Annotated in this window: 14 protein-coding genes and 1 other RNA gene; 10 read left to right on the top strand and 5 right to left on the bottom strand. The window is 53.2% G+C overall.

Translation table 11 applies throughout. The annotated features are described in order from the left end of the window. The first annotated feature begins 8 nt into the window (after positions 1 to 8). The 8 genes from pheT (at position 9) to selO (ending at position 8,190) form a co-directional block, all read left to right on the top strand. On the top strand, positions 9 to 2,396 hold the full coding sequence (gene pheT / locus ACOXYR_RS09175) for a phenylalanine--tRNA ligase subunit beta (RefSeq protein WP_113857010.1): 2,388 nt from the start codon (positions 9 to 11) through the stop codon (positions 2,394 to 2,396). Positions 2,397 to 2,400: 4 nt separating this feature from the next. After that, on the top strand, positions 2,401 to 2,700 hold the full coding sequence (ihfA, locus tag ACOXYR_RS09180; protein ID WP_003030571.1) for an integration host factor subunit alpha: 300 nt from the start codon (positions 2,401 to 2,403) through the stop codon (positions 2,698 to 2,700). A gap of 100 nt (positions 2,701 to 2,800) precedes the next feature. Next, on the top strand, positions 2,801 to 3,781 hold the full coding sequence (btuC, locus tag ACOXYR_RS09185) for a vitamin B12 ABC transporter permease BtuC (protein WP_421356198.1): 981 nt from the start codon (positions 2,801 to 2,803) through the stop codon (positions 3,779 to 3,781). A 29-nt stretch (positions 3,782 to 3,810) separates the two neighbouring features. Beyond that, entirely contained in the window at positions 3,811 to 4,362 is a 552-nt protein-coding gene (locus ACOXYR_RS09190) for a glutathione peroxidase (RefSeq protein WP_421356197.1), read from the top strand. Next, positions 4,362 to 5,108: a vitamin B12 ABC transporter ATP-binding protein BtuD gene (gene btuD / locus ACOXYR_RS09195; RefSeq protein ID WP_415728590.1), complete on the top strand. Its 747-nt coding sequence runs from the start codon at positions 4,362 to 4,364 to the stop codon at positions 5,106 to 5,108. The genes ACOXYR_RS09190 and btuD overlap by 1 nt, the downstream gene beginning before the upstream one ends. Before the next feature lie 122 nt (positions 5,109 to 5,230). After that, complete coding sequence (locus ACOXYR_RS09200; protein ID WP_421356196.1) at positions 5,231 to 5,692, top strand: C40 family peptidase; 462 nt, start codon at positions 5,231 to 5,233, stop codon at positions 5,690 to 5,692. Between the two features lie 280 nt (positions 5,693 to 5,972). Then, positions 5,973 to 6,686: an EAL domain-containing protein gene (locus ACOXYR_RS09205; protein ID WP_189623028.1), complete on the top strand. Its 714-nt coding sequence runs from the start codon at positions 5,973 to 5,975 to the stop codon at positions 6,684 to 6,686. 61 nt (positions 6,687 to 6,747) lie between these two features. Continuing rightward, positions 6,748 to 8,190 (top strand): protein adenylyltransferase SelO, encoded by a 1,443-nt coding sequence (selO, locus tag ACOXYR_RS09210; protein ID WP_421356195.1) that lies wholly within the window; start codon positions 6,748 to 6,750, stop codon positions 8,188 to 8,190. A gap of 92 nt (positions 8,191 to 8,282) precedes the next feature. Here selO and hemP read toward each other — a convergent pair whose 3' ends face one another. The 3 genes from hemP to ppsR all read right to left on the bottom strand — a co-directional run bounded on the left by hemP (position 8,283) and on the right by ppsR (position 10,643). Next, positions 8,283 to 8,510 (bottom strand): hemin uptake protein HemP, encoded by a 228-nt coding sequence (gene hemP, locus ACOXYR_RS09215; RefSeq protein WP_421356204.1) that lies wholly within the window; start codon positions 8,508 to 8,510, stop codon positions 8,283 to 8,285. 99 nt (positions 8,511 to 8,609) lie between these two features. Next, positions 8,610 to 9,656 (bottom strand): 3-deoxy-7-phosphoheptulonate synthase AroH, encoded by a 1,047-nt coding sequence (gene aroH / locus ACOXYR_RS09220; RefSeq protein WP_015964189.1) that lies wholly within the window; start codon positions 9,654 to 9,656, stop codon positions 8,610 to 8,612. Between the two features lie 153 nt (positions 9,657 to 9,809). Next, positions 9,810 to 10,643, bottom strand: a complete 834-nt coding sequence (gene ppsR / locus ACOXYR_RS09225) for a posphoenolpyruvate synthetase regulatory kinase/phosphorylase PpsR (protein ID WP_108476842.1) — start codon at positions 10,641 to 10,643, stop codon at positions 9,810 to 9,812. Positions 10,644 to 10,983: 340 nt separating this feature from the next. Between ppsR and ppsA the strand changes: the two genes are divergently transcribed. Continuing rightward, positions 10,984 to 13,362: a phosphoenolpyruvate synthase gene (gene ppsA / locus ACOXYR_RS09230; RefSeq protein WP_113857004.1), complete on the top strand. Its 2,379-nt coding sequence runs from the start codon at positions 10,984 to 10,986 to the stop codon at positions 13,360 to 13,362. A 195-nt stretch (positions 13,363 to 13,557) separates the two neighbouring features. Beyond that, the gene (locus tag ACOXYR_RS09235) at positions 13,558 to 15,927 is read left to right on the top strand and encodes a glycoside hydrolase family 3 N-terminal domain-containing protein (RefSeq protein ID WP_421356194.1); all 2,370 of its coding nucleotides are present in this window, start codon (positions 13,558 to 13,560) and stop codon (positions 15,925 to 15,927) included. Here the strand turns inward: ACOXYR_RS09235 and rprA are convergent. Together rprA and ydiK are read right to left on the bottom strand one after the other, a co-directional pair. After that, an RNA gene (gene rprA / locus ACOXYR_RS09240) (antisense sRNA RprA) lies at positions 15,927 to 16,034 on the bottom strand. The two genes, ACOXYR_RS09235 and rprA, sit on opposite strands and share 1 nt — an antisense overlap. Before the next feature lie 171 nt (positions 16,035 to 16,205). Next, a complete protein-coding gene (gene ydiK, locus ACOXYR_RS09245; protein ID WP_189623032.1) occupies positions 16,206 to 17,327 on the bottom strand; it encodes an AI-2E family transporter YdiK in 1,122 nt (373 codons plus the stop codon). Between the last annotated feature and the right edge of the window lie 77 nt (positions 17,328 to 17,404).

Below are 17,404 nucleotides of genomic sequence, written 5' to 3' on the forward strand. Positions count from 1 at the left end.
GCAAAACAATGAAATTCAGTGAACTGTGGTTACGCGAATGGGTTAACCCGGCCATCGATAGCGAAGCGCTGTCCGGACAAATTACCATGGCTGGCCTGGAAGTTGACGGTGTTGAGCCTGTTGCGGGCACCTTCAACGGTGTGGTTGTTGGTGAAGTGGTTGAGTGTGGTCAGCACCCGAACGCTGACAAACTGCGCGTAACAAAAGTGAATGTTGGCGGTGAGCGCCTGCTTGATATTGTCTGTGGCGCGCCAAACTGCCGTCAGGGCCTGCGCGTGGCGGTAGCCACCATCGGTGCCGTACTGCCGGGCGACTTCAAAATTAAAGCCGCAAAACTGCGCGGTGAACCGTCTGAAGGGATGCTGTGCTCTTTCTCCGAGCTGGGTATTTCCGACGACCATAGCGGCATTATTGAACTGCCAGCAGATGCGCCAATCGGCACCGATATCCGTGAATACCTGAAACTTGATGACAACACTATCGAAATCAGCGTGACGCCGAACCGCGCCGACTGCCTGGGTATCATCGGTGTTGCTCGTGACGTGGCCGTGCTGAATAAACTGCCGCTGGTCGAGCCTGAAATCACGCCGGTTGCTGCCACTATCAACGACACGCTGCCTATCACCGTTGAAGCTGCCGATGCCTGTCCGCGCTATCTGGGACGCGTAGTGAAAGGCATCAACGTTAAAGCGCCAACCCCGCTGTGGATGAAAGAAAAACTGCGTCGCTGCGGTATTCGCTCCATTGACGCGGTAGTTGACGTCACCAACTACGTGCTGCTCGAACTGGGCCAACCGATGCACGCATTCGATAAAGATCGTATCGAAGGCGGTATCGTCGTGCGCATGGCGAAAGAGGGCGAAACGCTGGTTCTGCTTGACGGTAGCGAAGCGAAACTGAAATCCGATACCCTGGTCATTGCTGACCATCACAAAGCGCTGGCAATGGGCGGCATCTTTGGTGGTGAACACTCTGGCGTGAATGGCGAAACGCAAAACGTTCTGCTGGAGTGCGCATTCTTCAACCCGCTGTCTATCACGGGTCGCGCGCGTCGTCATGGCCTGCACACGGACGCCTCTCACCGCTATGAGCGTGGTGTCGATCCGGCGCTGCAGTACAAAGCCCTGGAGCGCGCCACCCGCCTGCTGATGGATATCTGCGGCGGCGAAGCAGGCCCGGTTATCGATGTCACCAACGAATCCACGCTGCCGAAACGTGCGAGCATCACCCTGCGTCGCACTAAGCTGGATCGCCTGATTGGTCACCATATTGCTGATGACGTGGTGACCGACATTCTCCAGCGTCTGGGCTGTGAAGTGACCGTCGGTAACGACCAATGGCAGGCTGTTGCACCGAGCTGGCGTTTTGACATGGAGATTGAAGAAGACCTGGTAGAAGAAGTTGCGCGTCTGTTTGGTTATGACAACATCCCGAACGAGCCAGTGCAGGCCGGTCTGGTGATGGGGAGCCATAAAGAAGCTAATCTGTCGCTTAAGCGCGTGAAAACGATGCTGAATGACAAAGGCTACCAGGAAGTGATTACTTATAGCTTCGTCGATCCGAAAGTGCAGCAACTGATTCACCCGGGCGAAGAAGCGCTGATTCTGCCAAGCCCTATCTCCAGCGAAATGTCTGCGATGCGTCTTTCTCTCTGGAGCGGCCTGCTGACCACCGTGGTCTATAACCAGAACCGTCAGCAGAACCGCGTGCGCATCTTTGAAACCGGTCTGCGCTTTGTGCCGGACACCCAGGCACCGCTGGGTATTCGTCAGGACGTCATGCTGGGCGGCGTGATTTGTGGCAACCGCTACGAAGAGCACTGGAACCTGGCAAAAGAGACCGTTGATTTCTATGATTTAAAAGGCGATCTCGAAGCTGTTCTCGATTTAACCGGTAAACTGTCTGATATTCAGTTTAAAGCTGAAGCTAATCCGGCACTGCATCCGGGCCAGTCCGCGGCGATTTATCTGAAAGGTGAACGTATTGGTTTCATTGGGGTTGTTCACCCGGAACTGGAACGTAAACTGGATCTCAACGGTCGCACACTGGTGTTCGAACTGGAGTGGAACAAGCTCGCAGACCGCGTGGTTCCTCAGGCACAGGAGATTTCTCGCTTCCCGGCAAACCGTCGTGATATCGCGGTTGTGGTGGCAGAAAACGTACCGGCAGCGGATATTTTGGCCGAATGTAAGAAAGTTGGCGTAAATCAGATAGTTGGCGTAAACTTATTTGACGTGTACCGTGGTAAGGGTGTTGCGGAGGGGTATAAGAGCCTCGCTATCAGCCTGATCCTTCAGGATACCAGCCGTACACTTGAAGAAGAGGATATTGCCACTACCGTTGCCAAGTGTGTAGAGGCATTAAAAGAGCGATTCCAGGCATCATTGAGGGATTGAACCTATGGCGCTTACAAAAGCTGAAATGTCAGAATATCTGTTTGATAAGCTTGGGCTTAGCAAGCGGGATGCCAAAGAGCTGGTTGAGCTGTTTTTTGAAGAGATCCGTCGTGCTCTGGAAAATGGCGAACAGGTTAAACTTTCCGGTTTTGGTAATTTTGACCTGCGAGACAAAAATCAACGCCCGGGTCGTAACCCGAAAACGGGCGAAGATATTCCCATTACAGCCCGGCGCGTGGTGACCTTCAGACCCGGTCAGAAGTTAAAAAGCCGTGTCGAAAACGCGACGCCCAAAGAAGAGTAATTTGCACTAACCAAAAAGGCCGCTATGCGGCCTTTTTTCTTTTCCCGCGCGTGGAACCACCGTAAAATCAAACACCTCTCTTGCTGGCACATGGAATACTATGCTGGACTACGTACATCTTCAGCAGCGGCGCAATTGGCGCTGGCTCAGGGTACTGGCGCTCACGCTGCTTATAGCGCTGACGATCAGCCTGTGTGCCGGAGACCAGTGGATCGCCCCAGGCAACTGGTTTAGCGCTACCGGAAAGCTCTTTATCTGGCAAATTCGCCTGCCGCGCACCGTTGCAGTTCTGCTGGTCGGCGCCGCGCTGGCGTTGTCTGGCGCGGTAATGCAGGCGCTGTTTGAAAATCCGCTGGCGGAGCCTGGCCTGCTGGGGGTTTCTAATGGTGCCGGTGTCGGGCTGATTGCCGCGGTCATGTTAGGGCAGGGAATGCTGCCTGGCTGGGCGCTCGGTCTGTCGGCTATCCTCGGGGCATTGCTTATCACCTTTATACTGATGCGTTTTGCCAGACGGCATCTTTCCACCAGTAAGCTACTCTTAGCCGGTGTGGCGTTGGGTATTATCTGCAGCGCGCTAATGACCTGGGCCGTTTACTTCTCGACGTCTTTTGATTTGCGCCAGCTTATGTACTGGATGATGGGTGGCTTTGGTGGCGTTGACTGGCAACAAAGTTGGCTGATGCTGGGGCTGATTCCGGTTATCGTGTGGATTTGCCTGCAATCGCAGCCGTTAAATTTACTGGCGCTGGGTGAAACGTCTGCCCGGCAGCTTGGTGTCCCCCTCTGGCTGTGGCGTAAGCTGTTGGTGATCGCCACCGGTTGGCTGGTTGGCGTCAGTGTGGCGCTGGCGGGTGCAATCGGCTTTGTCGGTCTTGTGGTGCCACATATGCTGCGATTGTGTGGCCTGACCGATCACCGGGTGCTGTTGCCCGCCTGCGCACTGGCGGGGGCAAGCACGCTACTGGTGGCGGATATCATTGCGCGTCTGGCGCTTCAGGCGGCAGAACTTCCTATCGGTGTTGTGACGGCAACCACGGGAGCGCCCGTGTTTATCTGGCTATTATTGCGAACCGGGCGTTGAGGCTCAGTACCTAATCTAATGAGGATATTATGGGAAACTCGATTCTGAACATTGAGGTTACAACGATTGATGGTGAAAAAACGACACTGGAACGTTTCAAAGGCAACGTTTTGTTAATCGTGAATGTGGCATCGAAATGCGGGTTAACGCCGCAGTATGAACAGCTGGAAAGTCTGCAAACGTCTCTTGAAGATGAAGGCTTTGCGGTACTGGGATTCCCCTGCAACCAGTTCCTGGGGCAGGAGCCGGGAAGTGAAGAGGACATTAAAACATTCTGCCGCACCACCTATGGCGTGACATTCCCCATGTTTAGCAAAATCGATGTTAATGGCGGCGGGCGTCATCCGCTCTATCAGACCCTAACGCGTGCCGCGCCAAAAGCGATTGCGCCGGAGGGCAGCGAATTTTACGAAAAAATGGTCAACAAAGGACGTGCGCCCGCCGAGCCTGGAGACATACTGTGGAATTTTGAAAAATTCCTTGTTGGTCGTGATGGTCACGTCATCGCACGTTTCTCGCCGGATATGACACCGGAAGATCCGATTCTGATTAATGCGATTAAAAAAGCACTGGCTCTGTGATGACAATGCTGATGCAACTGCAAGAGGTCTGCGAAGGAACGCGTTTAACGCGGTTTAGCGCGGAGGTGCACGCTGGCGAGATAATTCATCTCGTGGGGCCAAATGGTGCGGGGAAGAGCACGCTACTCACCCGCATGGCGGGATTGAGTTTCGGAAAGGGCGTCGTTACGCTAAATGGAAAACCGTTAAGTGAATGGGCCTCGCGGGAACTGGCGCATAGGCGCGCGTATCTCTCTCAGCATCAGGCACCGCCATTCGCCATGCCTGTCTGGCATTTCCTTCTTTTGCATCAGCATGATAAAACCGAACATACACTGTGCGCACAGGTGACGGAAGCGTTAGGCCTGGTGGATAAACTGGGCCGTTACGTCAATCAGCTCTCCGGTGGTGAGTGGCAACGTGTACGGCTGGCGGCGGTGATCCTGCAGATTCATCCCTCAGGCAATCCTCATGGTCAGCTTCTGCTACTGGATGAACCCATGAACAGCCTCGATGTTGCACAGCAGGCCGCGCTGGATAGTGTACTGGACGCGTTGCGCGCTCGCGATATTGCGATAGTGATGAGTAGCCACGATCTCAACCATACGTTACGTCATGCCGATCGCGTATGGCTGTTATGCAAAGGGCAATTAATCGCCAGCGGGGCAACGGAAGATGTGTTAACGCCCAATTCACTTTTTAGCGCCTATAATATTTCATTCCAGCGACTGGAGATTGCCGGCCACCAGATGCTGGTTGCCGGTTAAGTCTGTCCGGGAAAACGAAATACGGGTGCCAGCGAAACATTAAGTCTCATTGCTGACTTGCCAGGGAATAAGTAACCGGGCTAAATTATCGGGAAATTAAAAAAAGTGAGGATTCGCCGGATATGCGATTCTTGATTATTTTCATAACGGCTTTATTTTTGGTGGGATGTAGTCATCATGCGCCGCCACCCAATCCAAGATTATCGGATTCGATAACCGTAATTGCTAACTTAAACGATCAGTTGCGCAACTGGCACGGTACACCCTATCGCTACGGTGGGATGAATCGTCGTGGAATTGATTGTTCCGGATTTGTCTTAACCACGTTTCGCGATAAATTCGAAATGCAGTTACCGCGTGAAACGCGTCAACAGGCTAAGATTGGCACTGAGATTGATAAAGACGATCTTCTTCCAGGCGATCTGGTGTTCTTCAAAACCGGCTCAGGGGACAGTGGCCTGCACGTGGGAATCTATGACACGGATAATCAGTTTATTCACGCATCGACCAGCCAGGGCGTCACGCGATCATCGCTGGACAACGTCTACTGGCGCAAGAAGTTTTGGCAGGCCAGACGAATTTAATGTAGAAATGACGAAGGGGCGCGATGCCCCTTCAGTGTATTTAAACTAAAGCTATTTTAAAAAAGATTACAACTCATTATTGTTTTTGTTAACAACATGAGGGTTAACTGGTCATAGATTGTATTAATCTATGCTTTTCGATTACAATCATTACATTCCAGCGAAGGAATGCGAAAATAAAACGGAAAATGAAAGCAATCCGACTAGAATCAATCGACCCACGTTTATTGTTTTGTGACTTCAGGACCCTTGAAATGACTTATCGAGAAGGGCTGTCGCAATGATTGTAACCCTTGACCGTGCCTGGCGTTCAGAGCTGTTATTTTTACCTGCCCGAAATGCCAAAGGTAAACTGATTGGTTTAAAAGTCGTTGCACATTTTATTGGTGTAGAAAATTCTGTACGCATCCCGACGAATCTCATCCTGCCGAAACTAACGCCCGATGAGGAGTTAGTACTTTTTCGCGAAAAGCTCGCTCTGCTTAATACCTGCCAACTCTTTTTTATTCAACATCAGGTGACCGCGTGGCTTTCTGTCACACCTGCTATTGTTGATACTTTACTCAAGGATGCTATCCTGGCGGCTGAGCTTTCACGTTACCCCTTTGTTGAACTGGTGGTGAGTGAACGTTTTCCTGGTCTTAACCAACCGGATGATACTCATCCACTCACGCTTCTGGCGAAATGTTTCCCTCTGGCGTTAGCAAACTTTGGTTCCGGTGAAGCCTCAACGCGGGCTGTATTTGCTGGATTGTTTCAGCGCATTGTTATCGACCGCCACTTTGTTCAGCGTCAATTGGATTCCGCTTCTTTCGAGCCCTTTATTCGTGCCATTACCACGCAAATTCAGCCTTATTGTCAAAGCATTATGATTGCGGGAATTAATACGGAATCGGCACGTGAGCGGGTATTACCTTTTGGATTTAGCGGCATGATGGGGGAGCTATGGCCCGCCGTCCCGGAATCCTCATTGCTGACGCTGGTGCAGGGATAACCCTGAAGATTGCCGGGTGTTTAAACGGGCATTAACCCCTACACTACAGGCAGGAGGATCTATGACCCTGTCTTTTACTACCCGCTGGCGCGATGAGCTGCCAGATTTTTACAGCGAACTCAATCCGACGCCGCTAAAGAACGCCCGTCTGATATGGCATAACACAGCGCTTGCCGATGAACTCGGTATTGAGCCATCCCTCTTTGCGCCTGAACGTGGCGCTGGCGTGTGGGGCGGAGAAGAATTGCTCCCCGGCATGAAACCGCTGGCGCAGGTGTACAGCGGCCATCAGTTTGGCGTCTGGGCGGGGCAACTGGGCGATGGACGCGGCATTCTGCTGGGTGAACAGCAGTTGCCTGACGGCTCGTCCGTTGACTGGCATCTGAAAGGCGCTGGCCTTACTCCGTATTCGCGTATGGGCGATGGCCGTGCCGTGTTGCGCTCAACCATACGCGAGAGTCTGGCTTCGGAAGCGATGCATTATCTCGGCATTCCCTCCACGCGTGCGCTCTCCATTGTCACCAGCGATACCCCTATCCAGCGTGAAACCGTTGAACAGGGCGCGATGCTCGTGCGTATCGCGCAAAGTCACGTTCGTTTCGGACACTTTGAGCATTTCTACTATCGTCGTGAAATGGACAAGGTTAAGCAACTGGCCGATTTTGTCATTCGTCATCACTGGCCGCAACTTCACCAGGAGGCGGATCGCTACGCACTCTGGTTCCGTGATGTGGTGAAACGCACCGGGCAGATGATCGCCCGCTGGCAAACCGTCGGTTTCGCCCACGGCGTAATGAATACCGATAATATGTCGATCCTGGGCTTGACGATTGATTACGGCCCATTTGGCTTCCTCGATGACTATCAGCCTGGCTTTATTTGTAATCATTCAGATTACCAGGGGCGTTATAGCTTTGAGAATCAGCCAGCAGTGGGATTATGGAACCTGCAACGTCTGGCGCAGTCGCTCTCGGCTTTTATGGATGTCGACACGCTAAATGAGGCGCTTGATGGCTATCAGCTTGCGTTGTTTACCGAATATGGCACGCGTATGCGTCAGAAGCTCGGGCTATTTACTGAAGAGGTGGGCGATAACGATCTCCTTAACGGGTTGTTTGCACTCATGGCGCGAGAGGGCAGTGATTATACGCGTACCTTCCGTATGTTGAGCGAAACGGAACAGTTAAGCGCCGCGTCCCCGTTACGCGACGAGTTTATCGACCGAGCCGCCTTTGATAGCTGGTTTGCTCAGTATCGGGCGCGTATACAACCGGAAGGCATTGACGATGCGACACGCCGGCAGGCGATGAAGCAGGCGAATCCGGCGTTTGTTTTACGTAACTGGCTGGCGCAACGGGCCATAGAAACAGCGGAGAAGGGCGATTATCAGGAACTCCGTCGGCTGCATAACGCTCTGAGAAATCCGTGGGGCGATCGTGACGATGATTATGCTCAGCGTCCGCCTGATTGGGGTAAACGGCTTGAAGTGAGCTGTTCCAGCTAAACAACATGCCGGATGCGCTGCGCTTGCCCGGCCTACACATGCACCAGGACGTAGGCCTGATAAGCGAAGCGCATCAGGCAATGCTGTGCCGCTTACTTCGTCAATATCAGCTTTCCGGCCTGAGTCTGACGCAGCAGATACTCCTGACCCTCATGTTCTATCACCACGCGCCCCTCTTCACCTAACAACACCTCGCTGTTTACCCGGCGGTCATGATTCTGCGGGCGGGGCGTATTGTCCTTAACGGAAATTTGATCTGCGTTATCATCCATAAGCGTCATAAAAAGTAAAATAGTAATAAAAACAACAATGATAAGTATTATCAATAATGAGTAAGCGTGTGCAACCGTTTTTTGTGAAAAGAGGGATTGGGAGGAGATAAGACACTCCCCATCGTGAGTACGACAGGGAGGAGAGGACTAAAGGCGAGTCGCGACGGCGGCGGCCAGTTTTTCCAGCAGCACTTCGGTATCTTCCCAGCTCAGGCACGGATCGGTGATCGACTGTCCGTAGGTAAGCGGCTGGTCGGCGACAATCTTCTGCGCGCCCTCGCGCAGGAAGCTTTCTGCCATAATACCGGCAATAGCGGTCGACCCGTTGCGGATTTGCTGGCAGATATCATCGCAGACATCCAGCTGACGGCGATGTTGCTTCTGGCAGTTGCCGTGGCTGAAATCAACCACCAGATGTTCTGGTAAATCAAACTGATGGAGCGTATCGCAGGCCGCAGCGATATCATCGGCATGGTAGTTCGGTTTTTTACCGCCGCGCATGATGATGTGCCCGTAAGGGTTCCCGCTGGTCTGGTAGATGGTCATCTGGCCGTTTTTATCCGGCGACAGGAACATATGGCTGGCACGTGCAGCACGGATAGCATCGACAGCAATGCGGGTATTCCCGTCTGTGCCATTCTTGAAGCCAACGGGGCAGGAAAGCGCCGAAGCCATCTCGCGATGGATTTGGCTCTCGGTGGTTCGTGCGCCAATTGCGCCCCAGCTAATCAAGTCGGCGATAAACTGACCGGTCACCATATCCAGAAATTCAGTCGCAGTCGGCACGCCGAGAGTATTCACCTGTAACAGCAGCTTACGTGCGAGCTCAATGCCGTGATTAACCCGGTAGCTGCCGTTCAGGTCAGGGTCAGAAATTAATCCTTTCCAGCCGACAACGGTACGTGGTTTTTCGAAATAGGTGCGCATCACGATTTCAAGTTGGCCCTGATGCTTTTCGCGCAGGGTTTGCAGACGACGCGCGTAATCCATCGCCGCATCAAGATCGTGTATAGAGCAGGGCCCGACAATCACCAGCAAGCGACGATCTTCACCGTTAAGGATCTTTTCAATCCGCTGACGAGAAGCGGTGACGCTGGCGGCAACATCCGGGGAGACGGGGTAACGCTGAGCAAGTTCAGCAGGCGTAACGAGGCTCTCAATACGAGCTGTACGCAATTCATCGGTCTTATTCATGAGTTTCTCAGAAATTTGTTTCTTCACCAGACAAAACGCCGGGAAGTGATGCACATCACGATAAACCAATCCCGGCTGATTTCAAGAGCGGGGCGTGATGTGCATTCAATCACGGCGTTATGATAAACAAATTTTCTGCATTGTACTAGTGCGTTAGTACATTCTGCGACTTAATCCCATAATGTCCATGATTTTGGTAGCAATTTCCTCAACGGAGTAATTGGTACTGTTAATCCAGGGGATTTGATTCTTACGATACAATGCTTCAACTTCCGCCACTTCCATTCGACACTGGCGCATTGAGGCGTAGCGGCTGTTTTCCCGACGCTCCTCGCGAATCGCCGCCAGGCGTTCAGGATTAATCGTCAGGCCGAACAGCTTATGCTGCAACGGTTTGAGCGATGCAGGAAGGATCAGATTATCCATATCATCAGCGATGAACGGATAGTTGGCGGCGCGAATGCCGAACTGCATCGCCAGATAGAGGCTGGTTGGGGTTTTTCCGCAACGAGACACACCGAGCAAAATAACCTGCGCCTGATCGAGATTGCGCAGGGAAATACCATCATCATGCGCCAGGGTGTAGTCAATTGCCGCAATACGCGCATCGTATTTCAACAGGTTTCCCGGATTCAGCCCGTGGGTACGATGGGCAACTGGCGTCGGATCGAGCTTGAGTTCTTCCTGAAGCGGGGCAACCAGCGCCTGCACAATATCCTGACAAAATCCTTCACACTGCAAAATGATCTCGCGGATTTCCGGGATAACAATGGAGTAGAAAACCAGCGGGCGTACGCCGGTTTGCTGATAAATCGCGTCGATCTGATCTTTCACCGCCCGGGCGCGGCTTTCACTTTCAATAAACGGCAGGGTAATACTGTTGATGACCACCGGGAACTGCGACATCACTGCGTGGCCCAGCACCTCAGCGGTAATCGCCGTGCCATCAGAAATATAAAAAACCTGCCTGTCGACTGCATTTTCCATTTTAACAATCCAGAAAAGTGAGGTTAATTGTCTGAAAGCATAAATTAAATTCGCAGAAAACCCCACCGCATTTGTCTGATATCTGAAAATGGAACGCTATTTTTATTTTTTATGAAAAGTCCGGTTCATTTTTCAAAATATGCATAACATAGCCCATTTTATAACGACTCTCCCAAAGAATCAGCGACTTAACGCAATACGGGGATCTGTCTTAAAAAAGAAAAAATTAATTTGCTTGAACGATTCACCGTTTTTTTAAATTGTTTAAATATGCCAGGATAATTTGAGTAGTCAGTTGTTTCTTAATCACTGCTTTTTTAATCAAAAAAGGATTGTCTCGATGTCCAACAATGGCTCGTCACCGCTGGTGCTTTGGTATAACCAACTCGGCATGAATGATGTAGACAGAGTTGGGGGCAAAAATGCCTCCCTGGGTGAAATGATTACTAACCTGTCCGATCTGGGTGTTTCGGTACCCAACGGATTTGCTACCACTGCCGATGCATTTAATCAATTTCTCGACCAAAGCGGCGTGAATCAGCGCATTTATCAACTGTTGGATCAAACCGATATTGATGATGTCACCGCCCTGGCGAAAGCCGGTGCGCAGATCCGCCAGTGGATCATCGACACACCTTTCCAGAGCGAACTGGAAACCGCTATCCGTGACGCCTACAACCAGCTCTCAGCGGATGACGCCGATGCGTCCTTTGCTGTGCGCTCCTCGGCGACAGCGGAAGATATGCCGGATGCTTCCTTCGCGGGTCAGCAGGAAACCTTCCTCAACGTCCAGGGCTACGACGCGGTACTGGTTGCGGTCAAACACGTTTTCGCCTCGCTGTTTAACGACCGCGCGATTTCCTACCGTGTCCACCAGGGTTACGACCATCGTGGCGTTGCGCTCTCGGCGGGCGTTCAGCGAATGGTGCGTTCCGATCTCGCGTCTTCCGGCGTGATGTTCTCCATCGACACCGAATCTGGCTTCGACCAGGTGGTGTTTATCACCTCGGCCTGGGGGCTGGGTGAAATGGTGGTGCAGGGGGCGGTGAACCCGGACGAATTTTATGTCCACAAACCGACCCTGGCGGCTAATCGCCCGTCGATCGTGCGCCGTACCATGGGTTCCAAAAAAATCCGTATGGTCTACGCGCCAACTCAGGAGCATGGCAAACAGGTTAAAATTGAAGATGTGCCGCAGGCGCAGCGCGATATCTTCTCACTGACCAACGAGGAAGTGCAGGAACTGGCTAAACAGGCTGTCCAGATTGAAAAACACTACGGCCGCCCGATGGATATCGAGTGGGCCAAAGATGGTCATACCGGTAAGCTGTTTATCGTTCAGGCGCGTCCGGAAACCGTGCGTTCTCGCGGCCAGGTGATGGAGCGTTACACGCTGCATTCACAGGGTAAAATCATTGCTGAAGGCCGTGCTATCGGTCATCGCATTGGTGCGGGCCCGGTAAAAGTTATTCATGACATCAGTGAGATGAACCGCATTGAACCCGGCGACGTGCTGGTGACCGACATGACCGATCCGGACTGGGAACCGATCATGAAGAAAGCGGCGGCGATTGTCACTAACCGTGGCGGGCGTACCTGCCACGCGGCGATCATCGCGCGCGAACTGGGCATTCCGGCAGTAGTGGGCTGCGGCGACGCGACTGAACGCATGAAAGATGACGAGAAAGTCACCGTTTCCTGTGCGGAAGGGGACACCGGTTACGTTTACGCTGACCTGCTCGACTTTAGCGTTAAAAGCTCCAGCGTTGACACCATGCCGGACATGCCGCTGAAGATTATGATGAACGTCGGCAACCCGGATCGCGCATTTGATTTCGCCTGCCTGCCGAATGAGGGCGTAGGTCTGGCGCGCCTGGAATTTATCATCAACCGTATGATTGGCGTTCACCCACGTGCGTTGCTGGAGTTTGATGATCAGGAACCCGCGTTACAAAACGAAATCCGCGAGATGATGAAGGGCTTCGACTCACCAAAAGAGTTTTATGTGGGGCGCCTGACGGAAGGGATCGCGACGCTCGGCGCGGCATTCTACCCGAAACGCGTGATTGTGCGTCTGTCCGATTTTAAATCGAACGAGTACGCTAACCTCGTCGGTGGTGAACGTTATGAACCGGATGAAGAGAACCCCATGCTGGGCTTCCGTGGCGCTGGCCGTTATGTTTCCGAAAGCTTCCGAGACTGCTTCGCGCTGGAATGTGACGCGGTGAAACGCGTGCGTAACGATATGGGGCTCACTAACGTTGAAATCATGATTCCGTTCGTGCGCACCGTTGAACAGGCGAAAGCCGTGGTAGACGAACTGGCGCGTCAGGGGCTGAAACGTGGTGAAAACGGATTGAAAATCATCATGATGTGCGAGATCCCGTCTAACGCTCTGTTAGCCGAACAGTTCCTCGAACATTTCGATGGCTTCTCCATTGGCTCTAACGACATGACACAGCTGGCGCTGGGCCTTGACCGCGACTCCGGCGTGGTCTCTGAACTGTTTGACGAGCGTAATGACGCGGTCAAAGCGCTGCTGTCGATGGCTATTCGTGCCGCGAAGAAACAGGGTAAATACGTGGGTATCTGCGGGCAGGGGCCGTCTGACCATGAAGACTTCGCCGCCTGGCTGATGGAAGAGGGTATCGATAGCCTCTCCCTGAACCCGGATACGGTAGTACAAACTTGGTTGAGCCTGGCAGAATTAAACAAGTAATCTTTTAAATAAGCCCCCGGTGAAATCAACGCCGGGGGCTTTCTTATTTCTTCCCTATCAGACCCTCCTTAACTTGCGACCGATCACACTCCTGCGAAAAAACCAAAAAACGTAAATCTTCTGCGAATTTAGACAATTGTTGTCGCGATAGCGCTTCTGAATACTGGTTTTACTCAACCTGTTCAGGAGAAGGCGATGACCCCCATTTATAAAGACCCTCAGCATCCTGTGAACGCGCGCGTTGCCGATCTGCTGGCGCGAATGACGCCCGAAGAGAAATTTGCCCAGATGCATGCCTACTGGCTGGTGTTGTCTGAGGACGGCCAGCACCGGGAAAGAAGCGATTTGAGCGATGAATTTTCCGGTGTTAGCGAGCAGGCATCCCTGGGCGAGCGTTTAATGTTGGGCGTCGGTCAAATCACGCGCCCGCTGGGTACACACATTGTGGATGCGAGAACCGGCGTGCGGGCGGCTAACCGCCTGCAAAAAATGTTGATGGAAGAGACGCGTCTTGGCATTCCGGCGCTGTTCCATGAAGAGTGCCTGGTGGGCCTGTTGTGCAAAGACGCAACCTTATTTCCCTCCTCGCTGAATTACGCGTCCACATGGGATCCTGAACTGGTCAGGCGCGCCGCACAACAGATTGGCGAAGAAGCGCGAACAACGGGCTGTAAACAGGGGCTGGCGCCGGTGCTGGATGTCTCGCGTGATGTGCGCTGGGGGCGTACCGAAGAAACCTTTGGCGAAGATCCGTGGCTGGTGGGCGTCATGGCCTGCGCGTACGTTGACGGGCTTCAGGGGGCGAAACGCGACGTGCTGGCGACGCTTAAGCATTACGTTGGTCACTCATTTAGCGAAGGCGCGCGTAACCATGCACCAGTACATTTGGGTTTTCGCGAACTCAATGACACTTTCCTGTTGCCTTTTGAAATGGCGGTGAAACTGGCGAATGCCGGTTCGGTGATGCCTGCGTATCACGATATTGATAATCAACCGGGGCACAGCGATGCATTCCTGCTGACCACGCTGCTGCGAGAACGCTGGGGGTTCGATGGCATTGTGGTGGCGGATTACGGCGGCGTTAGCCTCCTGCATCAGCACCATGGCGTCAGTGAAGATGCCGCGCACTCGGCGGCACTGGCCTTTAATGCCGGGCTGGATGTTGAGCTGCCAAAAGATGATTGCGCTCGTCATCTGGCGCAAGCGCTGGAACGCGGGCTTATCAGCATGGCGAAAATTGATGAAATCGTCGCGCGGTTGCTCACCGTAAAATTCCGTCTGGGGCTGTTTGAACATCCGTATACCGACGAAAGCGCCATTTCCCTCCAGTCTCCCGCCGCGCGTCAGGCGGCCAGAGACGTTGCCACTCAATCGATTACGTTGCTGGAAAACCGAAACATTTTGCCGCTGACAGGAAAACCGCGCGTGGCGATCGTAGGCCCGACGGCGGACGATCCGCTGGCGTTGTTGAGCGGCTACAGTTTCCCGGTACATTTGATAATCAGTGATATGGTGGATAACACGGCGCAGGTCACCACACCGTTGGCAGCGCTGCGCAGTTATCTGGGCGAGGACAACATTCGCTACGCCAAAGGTTGTCACATCATCAAAGAACGCCTGGCTGGTGCGCCGGTATTCCCGGGGGACAGTTCAGGTAAGCCAATGCAATCATCCCCGGTCTCCCTCGATATCTCGCTGATTGACGATGCGGTAAACGCGGCGCGGGAAAGTGAGGTGGTGATTGCCTGCGTGGGCGATCTTGCCGGGCTGTTCCAGAGCGGAACTGTGGGCGAGGGGTCAGACACCGATAGTTTACATCTGCCGGGCGTGCAGCAACAGTTGCTGGAAGCGCTGGTGGCAACCGGGAAACCGGTGATTGTGGTGATGACGGGCGGACGCCCCTACAACCTGCAAGGGCTGGAGTCGAAGGTGGCGGCGTTTATGCTGGCATGGGCACCGGGTCAGGAGGGCGGTTGGGCGATTGCTGATGTGCTGACCGGCCGCGCGGAACCGCAGGGCAGGCTGGTGGTGAGCGTGCCGAAAAGTGCCGGGGCGATGCCGTTTTACTACAACCATAAGCTGAAAAGCGGCGGCACGCCGTTCGCTTTTCATTTTGGCGCGCTGTATCCGTTTGGGTATGGCCTGAGCTGGACGACGTTCGATTATGGCACGCCGACGCTGCAAAGCGAAAATGTGGATATTCACGGCGACGTGACGCTTAGCGTCACAGTAAAAAACAGCGGCGAGCGCAGCGGCAGCGATGTAGTGCAGGTGTATGTACGCGACAACATTGCCTCGATGGTCAGACCGCTCCAGGAACTGAAAGCGTTCCAGCGAGTGGATCTGGCGCCAGGCGAGTCGGCCACGCTCACCTTTGCGATACCGGTGGATATGCTCAATTTCACCAGCCATCAGGGGCAACGCATCGTGGAGCCCGGTGAGTTTGAGTTCCAGATTGGTCGTTCGTCGGCGGATATTCAGGGGCGGGTGACGGTAAATGTCACAGGCGAAACGCGGGTTCTGCCCGAAAACTGGCGCATGATGAGTTGGTGCGATGTGAAGTGATAAAAAAAAGCCCATCGTGGGAGATGGGCAAAGACTACACACAGCAATTCATTGTTTCACTCAGGGGATTTCCATGCTTATAAATCAAGCTGTTGATTTATAACCGTGTCCTAATAGTAGGCATGCGACATTTTCACGTCGATCGGATTCGTCTCAATAGTTAAAATAGTGTGAATGATTTTTAGTTAAGGCAGGTAAGGATGCCATCATTTGATGGCATCCATTAACATTACTACCCTTTATTGATAAGAAATGCTTAAGTGGGGCGAGGCGGGGGATTACTCTTTTTTCTCAATACTCATATCAAACTGCTGCAACTCTTCCAGCACCTGATCCGGGTCGGTCGTCGGAGGGGGCACTTCATGCATCCAGGCGTCAAACAGACGCCAGGAGACCGCCAGCACTACCGGGCCAATAAACAGCCCAATCATGCCGAATGCCACCAGACCACCGATAACGCCGGACAGAATCAGAATCATCGGCAGATCGGCACCCATGCGAATCAGCACCGGACGGATAAAGTTATCCATGGTGCCCACTACGCAGCTCCACACCAGCAGTACGGTGCCCCAGGTGGTATCGCCGGTCCAGTAGAGCCAGATGATTGACGGTATTAGTACGATGAGCGGCCCAAGTTGCACCAGGCAGGAAAAAATCATCACGACTGTTAGCAGCGTGGCATACGGTACGCCGGTGATGGCGAGGCCGATACCGCCGAGAATTGCCTGTGTTAACGCAGTCACCACCACGCCCAGCGCGACGGCGCGAATCGCCTGACCGGCCAGAAGTACGGCGGCATCGCCACGTTTTGACGCCAGACGGGTCGCGAAGTAGCGAATACCAAAGGCGACTTTTTCACCCTGCCAGTAGAGCAGCGCGCTGAACAGTAACATTAATCCGCAGTGCAGCAGGAAGCGGCCAATATGCGCCGCCTGGCCGACAAACCACGTGGTGGTGGTGCCGATATAGGGGCGGACTTTTGCCATAATAGCGCTACCGCCCATATCCAACAGGCTGTGCCAGCCCTGATAGAGCTTCGCGCCAACAAAAGGAATGCTGTTAAGCCACGCAAAGTCCGGCAGTTCCAGCGTGCCAGAGGTAATGTCATGGATGAGCGGCGCGCTGCCGTCAACAACACTGTTAACCAGCAGGGCAATCGGGATCACGAACAGTAAAAATAGCAGCAGTGTCATCACCAGAACCGCTAAACTCCGGCGGCCAAAAAGTATGCGTTGCAACCGAAGCAGTACCGGCCAGGTGGCAATGACGATCGTGGCCGCCCAGGCAAAGCCCAGAATAAACGGCTGAATAATCCATAGACAAGCGATGATCATCAGGGCCAAAAACAGCACCGATAGCAATATTTGCGGTATATCGCGAGGACGTTGAAGCGTACTCATATATCAAATTTACCTTCTTCTGTGCGCAAGAACGCTGGCGCGGCGTAAACCCTGTTATTGATAATAATATCAATCCA

Origin of the sequence: Pseudocitrobacter faecalis, from assembly GCF_965231525.1 — a bacterium.
In the GTDB taxonomy this organism is placed as follows: domain Bacteria; phylum Pseudomonadota; class Gammaproteobacteria; order Enterobacterales; family Enterobacteriaceae; genus Pseudocitrobacter; species Pseudocitrobacter faecalis.